Source organism: Pseudohongiella sp. SYSU M77423 (assembly GCF_029911965.1).
In the GTDB taxonomy this organism is placed as follows: domain Bacteria; phylum Pseudomonadota; class Gammaproteobacteria; order Pseudomonadales; family Pseudohongiellaceae; genus Pseudohongiella.
In genome coordinates this window covers 216,618-231,971 of sequence record NZ_JARYTH010000003.1, presented here as the reverse complement: position 1 = coordinate 231,971, position 15,354 = coordinate 216,618, and the positions used below count along the sequence as shown (strand labels likewise).

Annotated in this window: 19 protein-coding genes; 10 read left to right on the top strand and 9 right to left on the bottom strand. The window is 55.9% G+C overall.

The genetic code is table 11. From position 1 onward, the window contains the following. The first annotated feature begins 64 nt into the window (after positions 1 to 64). The 9 genes from QGM61_RS08735 to QGM61_RS08695 all read left to right on the top strand — a co-directional run bounded on the left by QGM61_RS08735 (position 65) and on the right by QGM61_RS08695 (position 6,933). On the top strand, positions 65 to 787 hold the full coding sequence (locus QGM61_RS08735) for an SPOR domain-containing protein (RefSeq protein ID WP_281132727.1): 723 nt from the start codon (positions 65 to 67) through the stop codon (positions 785 to 787). A 64-nt stretch (positions 788 to 851) separates the two neighbouring features. Continuing rightward, positions 852 to 1,391, top strand: coding sequence for an ATP-dependent protease subunit HslV (gene hslV, locus QGM61_RS08730; RefSeq protein WP_237132151.1), 540 nt, complete (start codon positions 852 to 854; stop codon positions 1,389 to 1,391). A 19-nt stretch (positions 1,392 to 1,410) separates the two neighbouring features. After that, positions 1,411 to 2,757 (top strand): ATP-dependent protease ATPase subunit HslU, encoded by a 1,347-nt coding sequence (hslU, locus tag QGM61_RS08725; protein ID WP_237132152.1) that lies wholly within the window; start codon positions 1,411 to 1,413, stop codon positions 2,755 to 2,757. Further along, positions 2,757 to 3,158, top strand: a complete 402-nt coding sequence (locus QGM61_RS08720) for a DUF971 domain-containing protein (protein ID WP_281132726.1) — start codon at positions 2,757 to 2,759, stop codon at positions 3,156 to 3,158. Before hslU ends, QGM61_RS08720 begins: the two co-directional genes overlap by 1 nt. Continuing rightward, entirely contained in the window at positions 3,155 to 3,937 is a 783-nt protein-coding gene (gene ubiE / locus QGM61_RS08715; protein ID WP_281132725.1) for a bifunctional demethylmenaquinone methyltransferase/2-methoxy-6-polyprenyl-1,4-benzoquinol methylase UbiE, read from the top strand. The genes QGM61_RS08720 and ubiE overlap by 4 nt, the downstream gene beginning before the upstream one ends. A 10-nt stretch (positions 3,938 to 3,947) precedes the next feature. Continuing rightward, positions 3,948 to 4,556 (top strand): SCP2 domain-containing protein, encoded by a 609-nt coding sequence (locus tag QGM61_RS08710; RefSeq protein WP_237132155.1) that lies wholly within the window; start codon positions 3,948 to 3,950, stop codon positions 4,554 to 4,556. A gap of 226 nt (positions 4,557 to 4,782) precedes the next feature. Further along, complete coding sequence (locus QGM61_RS08705; RefSeq protein ID WP_237132156.1) at positions 4,783 to 5,250, top strand: hypothetical protein; 468 nt, start codon at positions 4,783 to 4,785, stop codon at positions 5,248 to 5,250. Positions 5,251 to 5,264: 14 nt separating this feature from the next. Beyond that, positions 5,265 to 6,080, top strand: coding sequence for a DUF692 domain-containing protein (locus QGM61_RS08700; RefSeq protein ID WP_281132724.1), 816 nt, complete (start codon positions 5,265 to 5,267; stop codon positions 6,078 to 6,080). Positions 6,081 to 6,114: 34 nt separating this feature from the next. After that, the gene (locus QGM61_RS08695; protein ID WP_281132723.1) at positions 6,115 to 6,933 is read left to right on the top strand and encodes a putative DNA-binding domain-containing protein; all 819 of its coding nucleotides are present in this window, start codon (positions 6,115 to 6,117) and stop codon (positions 6,931 to 6,933) included. A 6-nt stretch (positions 6,934 to 6,939) separates the two neighbouring features. Here the strand turns inward: QGM61_RS08695 and QGM61_RS08690 are convergent, their stop codons facing one another. Then, the gene (locus QGM61_RS08690) at positions 6,940 to 7,359 is read right to left on the bottom strand and encodes an OsmC family protein (RefSeq protein ID WP_237132159.1); all 420 of its coding nucleotides are present in this window, start codon (positions 7,357 to 7,359) and stop codon (positions 6,940 to 6,942) included. A 143-nt stretch (positions 7,360 to 7,502) separates the two neighbouring features. On the opposite strand from QGM61_RS08690, the gene crp reads away from it, so the two are divergent. After that, positions 7,503 to 8,138, top strand: coding sequence for a cAMP-activated global transcriptional regulator CRP (crp, locus tag QGM61_RS08685; RefSeq protein WP_237132160.1), 636 nt, complete (start codon positions 7,503 to 7,505; stop codon positions 8,136 to 8,138). Here the strand turns inward: crp and QGM61_RS08680 are convergent, their stop codons facing one another. From QGM61_RS08680 to QGM61_RS08645, 8 genes are all read right to left on the bottom strand, one after another. Beyond that, complete coding sequence (locus QGM61_RS08680) at positions 8,139 to 8,846, bottom strand: hypothetical protein (RefSeq protein WP_237132161.1); 708 nt, start codon at positions 8,844 to 8,846, stop codon at positions 8,139 to 8,141. Positions 8,847 to 8,919: 73 nt separating this feature from the next. Continuing rightward, on the bottom strand, positions 8,920 to 9,717 hold the full coding sequence (trpC, locus tag QGM61_RS08675) for an indole-3-glycerol phosphate synthase TrpC (protein ID WP_281132722.1): 798 nt from the start codon (positions 9,715 to 9,717) through the stop codon (positions 8,920 to 8,922). Continuing rightward, positions 9,714 to 10,742: an anthranilate phosphoribosyltransferase gene (gene trpD / locus QGM61_RS08670; RefSeq protein ID WP_281132721.1), complete on the bottom strand. Its 1,029-nt coding sequence runs from the start codon at positions 10,740 to 10,742 to the stop codon at positions 9,714 to 9,716. The genes trpC and trpD overlap by 4 nt, the downstream gene beginning before the upstream one ends. A gap of 7 nt (positions 10,743 to 10,749) precedes the next feature. Beyond that, positions 10,750 to 11,331, bottom strand: coding sequence for an anthranilate synthase component II (locus tag QGM61_RS08665; protein ID WP_281132720.1), 582 nt, complete (start codon positions 11,329 to 11,331; stop codon positions 10,750 to 10,752). Between the two features lie 137 nt (positions 11,332 to 11,468). Beyond that, on the bottom strand, positions 11,469 to 12,605 hold the full coding sequence (locus tag QGM61_RS08660; protein ID WP_281132719.1) for a DUF6607 family protein: 1,137 nt from the start codon (positions 12,603 to 12,605) through the stop codon (positions 11,469 to 11,471). 117 nt (positions 12,606 to 12,722) lie between these two features. Next, complete coding sequence (locus QGM61_RS08655) at positions 12,723 to 13,730, bottom strand: hypothetical protein (protein WP_281132718.1); 1,008 nt, start codon at positions 13,728 to 13,730, stop codon at positions 12,723 to 12,725. A gap of 91 nt (positions 13,731 to 13,821) precedes the next feature. After that, a complete protein-coding gene (locus QGM61_RS08650; protein ID WP_281132717.1) occupies positions 13,822 to 14,787 on the bottom strand; it encodes a radical SAM protein in 966 nt (321 codons plus the stop codon). Between the two features lie 22 nt (positions 14,788 to 14,809). Continuing rightward, a complete protein-coding gene (locus tag QGM61_RS08645) occupies positions 14,810 to 15,280 on the bottom strand; it encodes a YaiI/YqxD family protein (RefSeq protein WP_281132716.1) in 471 nt (156 codons plus the stop codon). Positions 15,281 to 15,354: the final 74 nt, after the last annotated feature.

The following is a 15,354-nucleotide window of genomic DNA, read 5'->3' as shown; positions in this document are numbered from 1 at the left end:
GGCACTGGAAAATCGGGGAATGACAAATTGACCCGGACTCATCCGCGACAGGATAATAAGATTCATGGAACAGGATTTTGCAAAGCGCCGTATTCGAACCCCGCTGGCGGAGCCCAGCCCTCCCCCCCGATCATCGGGACTGGCGCTATTGCTGACCGGCCTGATGACCGGCGTTGTCATTGGCCTGTTCCTGGGTCTGCTGATTTATATGAGTGGTATGCTGCCGCCGGCACCGGGCCAGCAAATGGCAAACGCAACGCCGCGAGACTCAGAGTTCCTCACCCAGGATGACGCAACCGTCGCCGAGGATGGCCTGACCGCGGAGCAGGAGCGGGAAGCAGCCCGACTTCAGCTCGAGTTTTATCAGGAGCTACCAAACTACGAAGTAGTCGTTGATGTCACCCCGCTACCGGTGCCAGCGTCCCAGCGTAGCACACCAGATCCAACAACTGAGCCGCCCGCTGAGTCTTCAAACGCTCCAGCGACCGCTGAATCAACTACTGCAACCGTGGTGGCCACATCAGAAACCGTGCCACCCAGCCTGTCCAACGGCGCCTTCCTCCTGCAGGCTGGAGCCTTCCAGCAGCAGGGAGCTGCCAGTGCGCAACTCAACCGGCTGCTGGCACTCGGCCTGGACGCTCGTATCCGCCAGGAAAACATGCCCAACCGCACACTCTACCTGGTACAGGCCGGGCCCTATGACACCCGCGAGCAGATGCTCCAGGCCGAAAGCACATTGCGCGGCAATAATATCGATACCATGCGCATAACGCTCAACCGGCCTTGAAACCAGTCAGCTGCATCCCCACTTAACTATTTAAACATTCCTGCCTGTTTAAAGGAGATGCGGTTTGGAGCAATTCCGTGGAACAACTATTTTATCTGTGCGCCGTGGCAACACTGTCGTGGTCGGTGGCGACGGCCAGGTATCTCAGGGCAACACCGTCCTGAAAGGCAATGCACGCAAAGTCAGAAGGCTTTACAAAGACCAGGTGATCGCCGGCTTCGCCGGCGGCACCGCCGATGCATTCACGCTGTTTGAGCGATTCGAGGAACAGCTGGAGAAGCACCAGGGCAAGCTGGTCCGTGCCGCAGTGGCGCTGGCCAAACTCTGGCGCACAGAGCGATCTCTGCGCCGCCTCGAAGCACTTCTGGTTGTTGCAGATAAAGATGCTTCACTGATCATTACAGGCAATGGCGATGTCATCGAACCGGAAGACGGCCTGATGGCAATTGGCTCGGGCGGCTCATTCGCTCTATCAGCAGCCCGTGCACTTTATTACAACACCGAAATGGACGCTCGCAGCATTGTGGAAAAAAGCCTGGGAATTGCTGCCGACATCTGCGTCTACACCAACCAGCAGCACGTGATTGAAGAACTTGAGTATTAGTGCGACAGGATTTTAATACATGACAACCATGACTCCGCGAGAAATCGCCTCCGAACTTGACCGCCATATCGTTGGCCAGAACAAGGCCAAACGTGCTGTTGCCATAGCCCTGCGCAACCGCTGGCGGCGTATGCAGCTTGGCAGTGAGATCCGCCAGGAAATTACTCCCAAGAATATTCTGATGATCGGCCCGACCGGCGTCGGCAAAACTGAAATCGCCCGACGCCTGGCCAAACTGGCCAATGCGCCGTTCATCAAAGTTGAAGCCACCAAATTCACCGAAGTGGGCTATGTCGGCCGTGATGTGGAATCCATTGTCCGCGACCTGGTGGACATCGCTGTCAAAATGCTTCGTGAAGAACAGATCCGCAAAGTCCAGCACCGTGCCGAAGATGCTGCGGAAGAGCGCATCCTGGACGCCCTGCTGCCGCCAGCGCGCAGTGTCGCGCAGGATGAGTCAGAGCCTCAGACCAACAACTCTGCCAGTCGGCAGATGTTCCGCAAAAAACTGCGCGAAGGTCAGCTTGACGACAAGGAAATTGAAATCAGCGTCAGCGACAATGCGGCAGGCGTCGAGATCATGGCGCCGCCGGGACTGGAAGAGATGACCAGCCAGCTAAAGAACATGTTCTCTTCGATGAATACGGGTCGCAAGAAAACGCGTCGACTGCCCATCAAGGTCGCGTTCCGCATGCTCAAGGAAGAAGAAGCGGCCAAGCTGGTCAATGAAGAAGAAATCAAGAACCAGGCCATCGACGTCACAGAACAGACCGGTATCGTATTCATCGATGAGATAGACAAAGTTACCGAACGCAGTGAGAGCGGACACAGCGGTGGCGTGTCTCGCGAAGGTGTGCAACGTGACCTGCTGCCATTGATAGAAGGCTCTACCGTGACAACCAAGTATGGCAGTGTCAAAACTGATCATATTCTGTTTATTGCATCTGGCGCCTTTCACCTGTCCAAACCTTCGGACCTGATCCCCGAGCTTCAGGGCCGCCTGCCAATTCGTGTAGAGCTTGACGCGCTGAGTGCCAGAGACTTCGAGCGCATTCTGACTGAACCTAATGCAGCATTGACAGAACAGTATCGCGCCTTGCTGGCCACAGAAGGGCTGAATGTCACCTTCACCGACGACGGCATTGCCAAGCTGGCCGAGACCGCCTGGGAAGTAAATGAGCGCACTGAAAACATCGGCGCCCGTCGCCTGCATACTGTCATGGAGCGCTTGCTGGAAGAAGTATCATTCACTGCTGCAGATCTGGGCGTTGGCGAAAACCGCGACCTGACCATCGATGCCGCATACGTTGAAAAGCAACTGGGTGACCTGGCGCGTAACGAAGACCTGAGCCGTTTCATCCTGTAATGGACAAGACGCCCGTCAGCATCCGACTTCGCAAAACCAGCAATGTGCTGGAGCTCGCGTATGCTGACGGCGCCGCTTACCAACTGCCCGCTGAATTCCTTCGCGTACACTCCCCCTCTGCTGAAGTGACCGGTCATGGCCCAGAACAGGCCGTCCTGCAATGGGGAAAACGCCATGTACGCGTGACCGGCGTTCGCGGCGTAGGCCACTATGCCATACAGCTCAGTTTTGATGATGGACACGACAGTGGCATTTTTACCTGGGATTATCTGTTCGACCTCTGCTCCCGCCATGAACAGTTGTGGCAGGACTATCTTGAACGCCTGAGACGGGCGGGTCGATTGCGTGATGATGCACAAGTGATTACCATTACAGATCCGATCAGGACCAATCACTCATGAGCAACCACCAACATAACGATTCCCACAGCACACACGCGGATAGCGAAGCGGGTACCCACTTCGGCTACCAGACTGTAAGTCCCGCGGAAAAAACCCGGCGTGTGGGCCAGGTATTTCACTCAGTCGCCAATCGCTATGATGTGATGAATGACCTGATATCCATGGGCACGCACCGTGTCATCAAGCAGTTTACGGTACAGCTCAGCGGCGTGCGGACAGGCCAGCGTGTTCTCGACCTGGCCGGTGGTACGGGGGATTTTTCCATGAAATTTTCCCCGCTGGTGGGCCCCAGCGGCCAGGTGGTGCTGGCTGACATCAATGATTCCATGCTCAAGGTGGGTCGCGATCGACTGCTGGACCGGGGGCTGACAGGCAATATCAGCATCGCGCAGGTCAATGCCGAACACCTGCCGTTTGAGCCGGAAAGTTTTGACTGCATTGTTATTGCCTATGGTTTGCGCAACGTCACTGACAAGGATGCCGCGCTGCGCTCCATGTACCAGACACTCAAACCTGGCGGCCGCGCGCTGGTGCTGGAGTTCTCAAAACCGGTCAACCCGGTTCTTGGCAAGGCCTACGATGCCTGGTCAGCGCTGTGGCCGGTAGCAGGCAAAGCAGTCACCGGCGATGCCGACAGCTACCGTTACCTGGTGGAATCGATTCGTATGCATCCAGATCAGGAAACCCTCAAGTCCATGATGCAGGAAGCCGGTTTCCGGGATTGCAAGTATCACAACCTGCTGGGCGGAATCAGCGCCATCCATATTGGTTACAAATAGGCAGCCTGCCATGAGCGCACTGTTGAAGTTTGCGATGCTGCAGCCCATTGAGGCGGGACTGAACCTGTTTCTCAAGCGGGACCCCCATATCATCGCCTCACTGCACAAGGTTGCGCCCGACAAGCTGATTCAGCTGGAGTGTACCAGCTCCCCACGCCTTTCACTCGCACTGCAAATAAGCGCCGATCGCATTCACCTGCTTGTCGAACCCGAAGAGCCAATTGATGCCACTATTCGTGGCACCCGTGCCGCATTGCTGGGCCTGCTGCAAAGCGATGACCCGGCTGCTGCACTTTACCATCCGGAACTGCAGCTCAGTGGTGATGTGCATCTGATTCAGGCACTGCACCGCGCGGTGACGCAACTTGAGCTGCAGTGGCAGGATCTGTTCGACAATCCGGCTTTCCACCTGGCTGCCTCCGCACTCACAAAAGCCCGCCAGCAGACAGAGATGACGATTTCGTCACTGCGGCAGGACACCACTGACTTCCTGCAACAGGAGGCCGCGTTGCTGCCCAGCCGACATGAAATTGCCGGTTTTCAGTCCAGAGTTGACGATCTGCGCCTGCGCATTGACCGTCTGGAGGCCCGTACCCGGCTTTTTCTGGAAAAACAGTAGCTCCATCAGGGAAATCGTGACATCAACCCCACTGTGACATATTGACGCAGTGACTTGTTTGCGCGCATGTAGATGCGATAATCCGGGAAACGTTGCCATTCGTAACAATATTAAGGCGCCATTAAGTTGCTCTACGCGCATAATGGTTGCCACATAACGATATGGTTATCGGACTGTTGCGGTGTCAACGCAGTCCGGAATTATAGAAATGTTCAGGAGAGTCAGTATGAATGCAGCAAATAAGTCAGAAGGTTGGAAACTCGCCAGCGCGGCGGCCGCGTTGCTGATGTCCGGTACCGCCGCGGCTTCAGCCTTCGATTCGCTGGATAACAACCCGGACCAGCCGGTCAAGGTCAGCGTGTGTCAGGACGTTCCGGACACTGCCTTTGCCGCCGTCAGCACCGGCAATGAAAACTTTTCCTCAGTCATGTGTCAGGTCATGGGCGGTACTCAGGCCAAAGCGCTGACAGCAGCTGCAGGAACTGACCTGGCATCGGACGCTGTACAGGTGACTTACTGCAATGACGTTTTCACCTGCGCAGGTCTCAGTGCCTGTAAGGGCAATGCCAACGCCAATTGTGCGGGTCAGAACACCTGTCATGGCATCGGATTTGTTGGCGTATACAGCGATAGCAAAGACATCTCTGACTCACTGTGCGAGAAGCTTGGCGGCACGGTGCTGTCGTCGCTGTAAAGCCACCCCCTGCCATGCTTGGCTTCGGATTGGGTCTGCGCAGTCAGCACTACAATGACGTGCTGACTGGGTGGCCCGACGTCGACTGGTTTGAGCTGATAACCGAGAACTACCTGGCCCCTGGCGGGCGCCCGCGCGCGATTCTGCGCCAGGTTCGCGAACACTACCCTGTTGTTTTACATGGCCTGTCATTCAACATTGGCACAGCCGAAGCGCCCGACTTTGACTACCTGAAGCAACTCAAGGCGCTGATTGAAGAAGTACAACCGGCCTGGGTGTCCGACCATCTCTGCTGGACAGGACTGCACGGCAAAACCTCACACGACCTGCTGCCCATCGCCTACAATCAGGAGACGCTGGATCAGGTTGCCGGTAAAGTAAGCCAGATTCAGGACTACCTCGGCCACCACATCGTGCTGGAAAACCCGTCAGTCTACATTCAGTTCCGGTCTGCCAGTATGAGTGAGGCCGAGTTCATCAACACCCTGGTGGAGAGAACCGGCTGTCAGATACTGCTGGATGTAAACAATCTCTATGTCAGCTGTTTCAACCTGGGGCTTGATCCCTATCAGTCCCTGCAGGCACTAAGACCAGACTGTGTTGCGCAGTTCCATCTGGCCGGGCACACGCATAACAGCAGTCATATTATCGACACCCACGATCAGGCCGTCAGCGACCCTGTGTGGGAACTGTATGCCGCAGCCTGCAAACGATTCGGTGCCACAGCAACCCTGCTGGAACGGGACGACAAAATACCCCCGCTGCAGGAGCTGATTGCTGAACTGGCACAGGCCAGAGCGATTCAGCAGCAGGCGCTGGACATCCAATGACATACGCAGCATCGTGCCCGTGGAGAGCAGGCTGATGACCTGGTCAGAGGAACAGGAAGCTTTCTGGAAGTGGATAACCCGGCCGCAGGACCTGCGCGAGAGCGCCGATGATATCCAGCAGCTATTCAAACCTCACCGGGAAATAAGCCAGGTCGAAGCGCTGGCGATTTACAACAACGCCTACCACCAGCGACTGATACAAATTTCCTCCGAGCTTTTCCCAGTGACCTATCACACCCTGGGTCAGGATGTGTATACCCGACTCTGGATCGAGTACCTGGCAAGCTCACCACCGCGCCCCGGGCCTATGGGCCTGCTGGGCGAAAACCTGCTGGCTTTCGTTCGGCAACACCAGCAGTTCGGAAAGCTGCCAGCCCTGATCAGCATCATCGAGCTGGAAAGCCTGCTGATCGAGCTGTTCGATCGCGCTGACGAACCTGCCTACACCCAGGCGCAGCTTCAGTGTCTGCCGCCTGATCAGTGGCCGGAGACGCGCTGGCAGGTTAAACAGGACTGGGCCATCATGAGCAGTGCATTTGACCTGGAACAGTACTGGAGTCAGATGCAGCAACACATGAACTCTCGGGACCCTGTGCCAGGAGAAACCAGCTTCTCTGCAATGAGGTTTACGGATACTGATTGTGCATGGTATCTGGTGCGCAGATCAGATTATCGGATGCAGTTCCACCGTATCAGCGAACTGATGGCAGGTTTCCTGCAGAGACTGCAACAGGGAGTTAATTTCGCTGGACTTTGCGACTACCTGAACAGCGAGCGTCCTGATGAGGACATTCCCACACTCAGCCTGCAGCTGCTGCTCAAGACAATCGAGCTGCAGCTGCTGCATCGCTAGAGTGGCTCAGGCTTCAACGATCTCGAAGGTATGCGTCATCTTTACGCCAGCGCCAGCCAGCATGATGGAAGCCGAACAGTATTTTTCAGCCGACAGCGACACTGCCCGCTCAACCTGTTTCTCACTCAGCTCTTTGCCGGTCACGATAAAGTGCATGTGAATGCTTTCGAACACAGCCGGCACAGCGTCTGCGCGCGTGGCCTGCATGTCGACCTGACAATCAGTCACCTGTTGCCGGGACTTGCGAAGAATATTGACCACGTCAAATGAAGAACATCCCCCGGTGCCGATCAACAGCATCTCCATCGGGCGTACACCCAGATTCCGGCCACCGCTGTCCTCGGGACCATCCATGACCACCGTATGGCCACTGCCGGATTCGCCCAAAAACATCGCGTTGTTAACCCAACGAACTGTTGCTTTCATCACTTGCTCCTGTACTCCTGTCAGCGGGTGCGAAAGATTACCACAGCCTGTGCGTCAGAGTTAGCCGTGAGCTCATGGCTTGCGTTACAATCAAGTGACATCCGGACAAGGGAATTCCGACCAACAACCAGGAGAGCACCGATATGGCGCTGATGGCCATCACTCCCCACATTGATGATCTGCACAATTTTCTGGCCTTCTGCCAGATCCGCAAGTATGAGCGAGGTCAGACTGTCATCTACGCGGGTGATGAACCCACTACGCTCTACTACATCATGAAGGGCACAGTGTCCGTGTATCTGGAAGAAGAGGAAGGCAAGGAAGTGATCATAGCCTATCTGAACCCAGGGGACTTCTTTGGCGAGATGGGCCTGTTTGATTCCCTGCAGTCACGCAGCGCATTCTGCCGCGCCCGCACCGGCTGCGAAATTGCAGAAATTGAGTACGCCAGGTTCAACAGCTATGTGCGGGCCCACCCCGAAATCCTCTTCACCATTGGCAAGCAGATGGCCAACCGTCTGCGACATACGACACGAAAACTGGGTGATCTGGCTTTTTATGATGTGACGGGCCGCATCGCGCGCACGCTGATTGAGCTCAGTAAAGAACCGGCGGCAATGACCCACCCCAATGGCATGCAGATCAAAATTACCCGACAGGAGCTTGGCAGCCTGGTTAATTGTTCGCGGGAAATGGCCGGACGTGTTTTAAAGACACTCGAAGAGCAGCAGCTGATTTCGGTTCACGGACAAACCATTGTGGTTTTTGGAACCCGCTGATTATTCGCCGGAAGCCAGCATCAACAGGCCGCGCCCACCATTGGCAAACAGTTTCTCCCGTTCGGCCTTGATGTAGGCGAGCTTGTCGCGCTTTTCATCCTGCGGCAGCCCCCTCATGCCCAACAGACTCTCGGCACGCCGATAGCATGACATGGCCCGAATGCCATCCTCATGCTCAATTGCTTTCTGAGCCATCAGCAAACTGGAATTAACCGCTACCCGCAGGCCCAGTGTTCGCAGTTTGTCACGGGCTGACTCAAACTGACTGGCACTGATTTTTTCGCCTTTGTACAAATCCATGAATATCTGCAACGCGCGCTGTATGTGTCGCTGGGCAACACTCAGCTCCTGCTCGGTTGCCACCGCAGCACTGCCGCCAGCCGAACCGCTGCCGCGTTTGCGGCCGGAGGTCTCCGCTTCTTTTAGCTGAGCATCCAGGTCACGCCGGGACGGATCGAGGCGTTGAATGGTTTTTATATCGTTTGTCAGGGTTTCGTAGAGCGGCTGCAGGATTTCGGGATCGGTGTCCATCTGCAGCAGGGCACGACTGGCTTCGTATATCTGACGCCGCCGCTCATCCACCGTTGCCAGCTGGCGAAGCCGCCAGTACTGCTCGGACTGATGATGCAAGGCCCACTTGGCCAGCAGTAACCCAGCCCACAGTAGAAGCAGCAAAAAGAAGATGGTCAGCAGGTTGGGTACGAACATTTACGGCCCGGGTCGTCATTATTGAGATCGTTCTCATAGTGACTGGTATCGGCTGTTCGCAGGGAATGTTTAGTCAGTCAAACAATTCGCGCAGCTTTTCACCCGGATCGTCGGCTCGCATGAATGTCTCACCAATCAGGAATCCATAAATTCCACGTGACACCATGTGTTTGACATCAGCAGCAGTGCTGATACCACTTTCGGTGACAATCAGTTTTTCTTCGGGCACCCGCTCTGCCAGGCGCAGCGTGGTATCCAGATCGGTATGAAAGGTATGCAGGTTTCGATTGTTGATACCTATCAGATCGAAACCTGCAGACAGGGCTACATCCAGCTCGGTTTCATTGTGAACTTCAACAAGCACATCAAGGGCAAAGTCTGCGGCGCACTGCGACAGCTCTTTCAGGCGCACCGGGTTCAGGGCCGCTACAATCAGCAGGATACAATCAGCCCCGATGGCCCCAGCTTCTGCCACCTGATAGGGGTCAACGATGAAGTCCTTGCGAATAATAGGCAGGTCACAGGCCGCGCGCGCCTGCTTGAGATATTCATTGCTGCCCTGAAAAAAATGTTCGTCGGTCAGCACAGACAGGCAATTGGCGCCAGCTGCCGCATACTGGGCAGCAATACGTGCCGGGTCAAAGTCTTCGCGAATCAGGCCTTTGCTCGGAGACGCTTTTTTGATCTCGGCAATCACAGCCGTCTTCTGCTGATCCATGCGCTCTCGCAGTGCGCTTATGAAACCCCGCCTGTCGTCCATGGTGTCGCGCGCCAGCTTTTCCTGCATGGCCAGGCTGACCTGCTGGCTGTTCTGCTGAATCTCCCACTGCTTGCGGTCGAGTATTTTTTCCAGAATCGTGCTTGTGCTCACTTGGCAAACCCTTGTGTCATTTCAGCCAGCTGCTGCAGTTTCTCTAGCGCAGCACCACTTTTCAGTATCTCTTGTGCGCGTGCCACACCTGCCGGCAGATCGTCGCAGAGGTTAGCCGCGTAGATGGCAGCTCCGGCGTTCAAAGCCACAATATCGCCTGCAGCCTCGTCCCGGTAGCTCAGTGCTTTTTTCACCAGCTCCAGGCTCTGCTGTGGAGACTCCACCTGCAGGGCACGATAGTCACTGCGCTGCTGCATGCCGAAGTCCGCTGGCGACACGGTATACCGTGTGATATGCCCATCTCGCAATTCACCGATCTGCGTACTCGCGGACAGGCTGATTTCATCCAGTCCGTCGTCAGCGGACAGCACCAGCACATGCCGGCTGCCAAGTTCCTGAAGGACATCCAGTATCGGCTCGATCCATTCCGCAGCAAATACTCCCATCACCTGATTCGGAGCTCCCGCTGGATTCGTCAATGGTCCCAGCATATTAAAGATGGTACGCACACCGATTTCACGGCGCGGGCCAATTACATGCTTCATGGCGCTGTGGTGTCCGGGCGCAAACATGAAACCGACTCCCAGGGTCTGAATACATTGCGCTACCTGTTCCGGACTGATACCAAGGTTGACGCCAGCCGCCTCCAGCAGATCAGCGCTGCCGCTTTTGCTGGTGGCTCCACGGTTGCCATGCTTGGCCACCCGGGCGCCTGCGCAGGCTGCCACCATGGCCGCCGATGTAGAAATATTGAAGGTGTCTGTGCCCGTACCACCGGTACCGCAGGTATCCACCAGATGTGCGTCCGGTGGCACTGCAACAGGCGTTGCCAGCTCCCGCATGACGCGTGCCGCACCCAGCAACTCAGCTGTTTTTATGCCCTTGATCTGCAGGGCGACGAGGAAGGCAGCGATCTGGGCATCAGTGCACTGACCGGTCATCATCTCGCGAATCAGCCCTGCTGTCTGGCCTGCATCCAGATCCTGCCCTGCTGACAGGTGCCGTATCGCCTGTTTGATATCCATGTGGCTGTTATCCTCTTTCCAGAAAGTTCTGCAGCAACTGGTGACCGTGTTCGCTCAGGATGGATTCCGGGTGAAATTGCACGCCTTCCACGTCCAGCGTTTTATGACGCACACCCATAATCTCGTCGACACTCCCATCAGGCAGCTGCGTCCATGCCGTCACTTCGAGGCAGTCCGGCAAGGTTTTACTGTCAATTACCAGCGAATGGTAGCGGGTCGCTGTAAAAGGACTGGGCAGCCCGCTGAATACGCCAACATTCTGGTGGTAGACCGGAGACAGCTTGCCGTGCATCACCTGACGGGCACGGATGACATCACCGCCGTAGGCCTGCCCGATTGCCTGGTGACCCAGGCAAACGCCGAGCAATGGGATTGTTCCGGCAAAGCTCTTGATGACATCAATCGAGATACCCGCCTCAGAGGGGGTGCAGGGGCCTGGTGAAATGACGATTTTCTGCGGCGCCAGCTTTTCAATATCAGCCAGCGAGATGGCGTCATTCCGGTACACCTGGACATCCGCTCCCAGTTCACCCAGGTACTGCACAATGTTCCAGGTGAAGGAATCATAATTGTCGATCATCAATATCATGCGCGGCGGCCCTCAGTGTTCCAGCCGGCTATTTTCGCTGAAATCGGGCAGAACATAAACCATTGAAACACAATTGCGGCTGCGTGAGCGTCTGGGCAGTGCCGGGTCGCCGGTCCATCAGACCTCACAGGCCTGACTCACGGCTGCTGCGTGATATGGTCAGCCAACAGGGCGCGGATTTGTGCCCGACTGGCGCTGGCATCATAAGTCGTCGCTTCTGCCGCCTCACCAGCAAGCCCGAACACAGATACAAAAAGTGGCATGCCGTTGGCCGTTTCCGAAAAGACGAAGGCCTCAACAGCATCTATATATTCCTGCCAGACGGCTCTGACGTCGCGCCAGAATTGCTCGGTTGCCTGCCAGTACTCATCGCCAGCCGTAAAGTCAAAGTCCGCCAGACGCTCATAGCGCGCAACGCCCAGCTCCTTGGAGAGGTAGGGTTGCGATTCGCGCAATTGACCGGGCGCATCCAGTGCCACCTTGAAATTCTCTTCTTCCTGCATCCAGCCAGTGGGCGTGATCGTATGCCGGTTGGTTCCCACAAGAACCTGATAGTCCTGCCGGACACTGGATTCCCTGCGCGGCAATGGTCGCCATGTAGTCGAGCTGAGCCACGAGGAGATATTGTGATCGTGCTGCCAGCGACCAACCGCGGCGTAACGTGGCGAGTCATCGACCTGATAGACCGATTGCGACCAGACGCCCTCCCTCTCCTCCGCGACCAGCGGCTGCGATACGAATTCATCAAGGCCATTAAAGACTCGAATGCTGGACGGCTCGTACTGCCAGTCCTGCCGCCAGTGCTTTTGCACCATCGGCGCTGACACATTCCCCGACTCGTCTACGTACTGCATCACCATGATGTGCTGCAGACTGATAAAGTCATCACGGTCTTCAATCACATAGACATATTCAGTGGCCCAGGACTGATAAGGCCGGTCGGGCTCGAATCCAGGCGTGTATCCGACGGTTTCCAGAAAATCGAAGCTGACCCGATATCCCCCCGCCATTGCCAGAATGGCCAGCCGGTCGCGCTCAAAGTCTTCCAGCCCGTCATTTTGCAGCGCCTGCCATGCATCGCTCGGCCCTTCTGCCAGCTCAAGCTCCGCACCCTGTGTTGTGCCCCCGCGCACCTGCATGTCACAGGCCGGTGAGAACTGCCAACTGAAAGTAAACAGACGTGCCTGCGAGCAGTCCGCGTCTTCACTCTGTGCCGATGCGCTATTGAGCGAGCTCAGCAGCAGAGTCAGCAACAGGACCACATGTGATTTCATCAGAAAACTCCTTGATCAACATACAGATGCAAGTACACATGATATGAGCACGAGTTTACAGTACTGGCAGTATATTCTTAACTGCGGGAGCGCGAGCGCTCCCCGGGAATCAGAACCTCAGTTGGAACTCTGGGCCTGAGCCGCCTCTTCCAGCCGCGCCCCGGCCAGAATGCCGGGCATCGCGTAATTGCCTTCGTGGCAGGCGTATTCGTAAATACCTTCACTCTGCTTCATTTCCAGCTCGCCGGTCCAGGCCTCACGGTACAGGTCAGGATCTTCAATGGTGAACTTGTAATTCAGCACGTTCTCGCGGCTGATGCGAAAACGCTCGGTGATGGTGGCATTTTCCGAGGTATAGCCACCACCTCGGGAAACCTGCAGTGGATGAAACCCTTTGGTAACCACCACCAGTTCATCGCTTTCATAGTAGCCAACGGAGTTACCATGCCACTTGGGAATCATGTTCTCGGGGAACTCGGCATCAATCGCCACAATACGGGCGTCGTTGACCATCTCGGCCATGATCACCACGTGAGTGGGCGACTGCACGATCTGCATGTTGTTGTTATACAGGGAGGGCGTAAACGGGATGACGCTGGAAAAACTGATCAGGCAGCGCTCGGAGAGTGGAAAACCTTCCGGACCTGCGTTTTTTTCGATGTGATCGTAGCTCATGCGGGCGCGCTGGGCATTGCGGTTGTCCCGGCCATCTTCACGCCAGGGGATGCGGCCATCTTCGGGATAGATGACAAAGGAGGTGCGCAGCTCGCCATCCACACTGCCCAGGCCATCACGGATATCAATCCAGAAAGAGTTGTAGGCACCTACATTGTCGGGGCCCGGCGCTTCTGCACCGGTGGCCTCCAGGGCCTCTGCCCACTGCTCGAAACTCGGGACAAGTTCGGCCATGCGCTCCGGACTGATGACCAGCGCACCCTCGAATACCGGCGAGCGTTCCATGCTGGTCCGGGAGGAGTAGTCCCACATACCCTGCACATCAGGCACTCCCCAGGATGTTCTGGGCACTTCAAAATCGTTGGCAAGGGCAATAGTACAGGCCAGCATTGCCGACCCACTCAGGGCTAGACGCAGGAAATTACGAGGTGTTCCATTGAGCACGGTCATACGGTCGGCCTCTTTTTTATTGTGATTGTTTTTTGAGTATAGCCGCCCCAAGCGATCTGACAATAGGCCAGAATACCTATTCTGAATCCGTTCATCCAGCTGGCGCGCTGCATGAAGCGCCAAACCGGTAACAACTGAAGCAGCGCGGGTGACGCAGCATGATGCGCTTCTCAAGGCTCTCGGTCAGCGTTGCACCGAGATCGTAATCCGGGTCATCATCCACCAGTGTGCAGGCGTATACACGGACGCCGGCATTGGTATTGATCAGCATGCGTGTATAGGTGCACATGAAGTGCGCACGACTTTCCTGCGTCGGGTATTTTTCCATGCAGCTGACGGTGACTTCCGGGCTGCCATTCTCTGTGCCAGGTGTCCCCAGATCTGGAAAGGAAGTAAACAGCAGATTCTCCGGCACGTCGTGCTCCCGAAAAACCTCCCGAAAGCGGTTTTCCACCTGGTGAGGATCTTCGTCCGGGTCGCTCTGCCTCGCGATTGATACTTTGAATCCGTTTTCATGCAACCATTTAATACTTTGCAATGATTCCCGGAACGACCCGTCACCCCGGCCGGCGTCGTGACGTTTGATATCAGGATAATCCAGGCTGATACGGAAATGTATTGGATTGGGATTGGCAAGCAACGGCAGTATCTGATGCGATCGCTGCATGACGACTCGTGTCCCGTTGGTCAGCACAAAACAGGGCCGATGACGGCTGGCATAGTCCAGAATGCTTACAAACTCACGGATTACAAAGGGTTCACCGCCAGTGAAAGAAAACTGCTCAACGCCCAGCTCAACCGCCTCGTGAATAAAGGGTTTAAGCTGCTCAAGCGTCATCGCCGGGATCCGGCTGTCGCCAGGGTGTGAGCCCTCCAGACAGAAAGGGCAGGCCAGATTGCATGCTGTGCCTGTGTGAATCCACAGCTCTCGCAACTTATCCGCGTCAATATGACCGCGTGGCTCACCGGCTCGAGTGTGGGTCCAGCTGTCGGCATGTCGCGGTGACAGCAGCTGCTTTACCTCTAATGTCTGCACATCACTACTAATTACTGTCATTTTTGCATCCATTGAGCGCTATTCAGGATTCACGGCTTTTCTGATTTTGCTTTGACTTCGCCAGAATGCGATCAAGGGCGTTGGCAAACTGCATTCGATCACCATGGTTTAATGGTGCTGCCCCGCCGCTCTGAATGCCGCTGCTGCGCATGGTTTCCATGAAGTCTCTGATATTCAGTCGTGCCTTGATGTTGCTGGCCGTGTACTCTTCACCACGCGTGCTCAGCGCCAGTGCACCTTTGCCAATGATTTCGTCAGCCAGCGGGATGTCGCTGGTGATCACCAGATCTCCCGGCTGCACACGCGCAGCGATCCAGTTGTCAGCCTCATCAAAGCCGCTGGCGACCTGCACAAGCTGCAAATTCTTGCGCCGCGACAGATTCAAGGCATGATTGGAGACCAGCGTCATCTGAATTCCTGTGCGTTCTGCAGCCCGTAGCAGAATGTCCCGGATAACTACCGGACAGGCGTCTGCGTCCACCCAGATATTCACGTTGATGCCACTCCCCGGCCAGCTCAGTTGAACAGTTTAAGATATCAGAATTCCATGTGACTTGGCACAGTGCG

What these genes read in the sequence shown, in the direction of transcription:
- QGM61_RS08735 (WP_281132727.1), top strand. Translation starts at nt 65, where the DNA reads ATGGAACAGGATTTTGCAAAGCGCCGTATTCGAACCCCGCTGGCGGAG.
- hslU (WP_237132152.1), top strand. Translation starts at nt 1,411, where the DNA reads ATGACAACCATGACTCCGCGAGAAATCGCCTCCGAACTTGACCGCCAT.
- QGM61_RS08720 (WP_281132726.1), top strand. Translation starts at nt 2,757, where the DNA reads ATGGACAAGACGCCCGTCAGCATCCGACTTCGCAAAACCAGCAATGTG.
- ubiE (WP_281132725.1), top strand. Translation starts at nt 3,155, where the DNA reads ATGAGCAACCACCAACATAACGATTCCCACAGCACACACGCGGATAGC.
- QGM61_RS08710 (WP_237132155.1), top strand. Translation starts at nt 3,948, where the DNA reads ATGAGCGCACTGTTGAAGTTTGCGATGCTGCAGCCCATTGAGGCGGGA.
- QGM61_RS08705 (WP_237132156.1), top strand. Translation starts at nt 4,783, where the DNA reads ATGAATGCAGCAAATAAGTCAGAAGGTTGGAAACTCGCCAGCGCGGCG.
- QGM61_RS08700 (WP_281132724.1), top strand. Translation starts at nt 5,265, where the DNA reads ATGCTTGGCTTCGGATTGGGTCTGCGCAGTCAGCACTACAATGACGTG.
- QGM61_RS08695 (WP_281132723.1), top strand. Translation starts at nt 6,115, where the DNA reads ATGACCTGGTCAGAGGAACAGGAAGCTTTCTGGAAGTGGATAACCCGG.
- QGM61_RS08690 (WP_237132159.1), bottom strand. Translation starts at nt 7,359, where the DNA reads ATGAAAGCAACAGTTCGTTGGGTTAACAACGCGATGTTTTTGGGCGAA.
- crp (WP_237132160.1), top strand. Translation starts at nt 7,503, where the DNA reads ATGGCGCTGATGGCCATCACTCCCCACATTGATGATCTGCACAATTTT.
- QGM61_RS08680 (WP_237132161.1), bottom strand. Translation starts at nt 8,846, where the DNA reads ATGTTCGTACCCAACCTGCTGACCATCTTCTTTTTGCTGCTTCTACTG.
- trpD (WP_281132721.1), bottom strand. Translation starts at nt 10,742, where the DNA reads ATGGATATCAAACAGGCGATACGGCACCTGTCAGCAGGGCAGGATCTG.
- QGM61_RS08665 (WP_281132720.1), bottom strand. Translation starts at nt 11,331, where the DNA reads ATGATATTGATGATCGACAATTATGATTCCTTCACCTGGAACATTGTG.
- QGM61_RS08660 (WP_281132719.1), bottom strand. Translation starts at nt 12,605, where the DNA reads ATGAAATCACATGTGGTCCTGTTGCTGACTCTGCTGCTGAGCTCGCTC.
- QGM61_RS08655 (WP_281132718.1), bottom strand. Translation starts at nt 13,730, where the DNA reads ATGACCGTGCTCAATGGAACACCTCGTAATTTCCTGCGTCTAGCCCTG.
- QGM61_RS08650 (WP_281132717.1), bottom strand. Translation starts at nt 14,787, where the DNA reads ATGACAGTAATTAGTAGTGATGTGCAGACATTAGAGGTAAAGCAGCTG.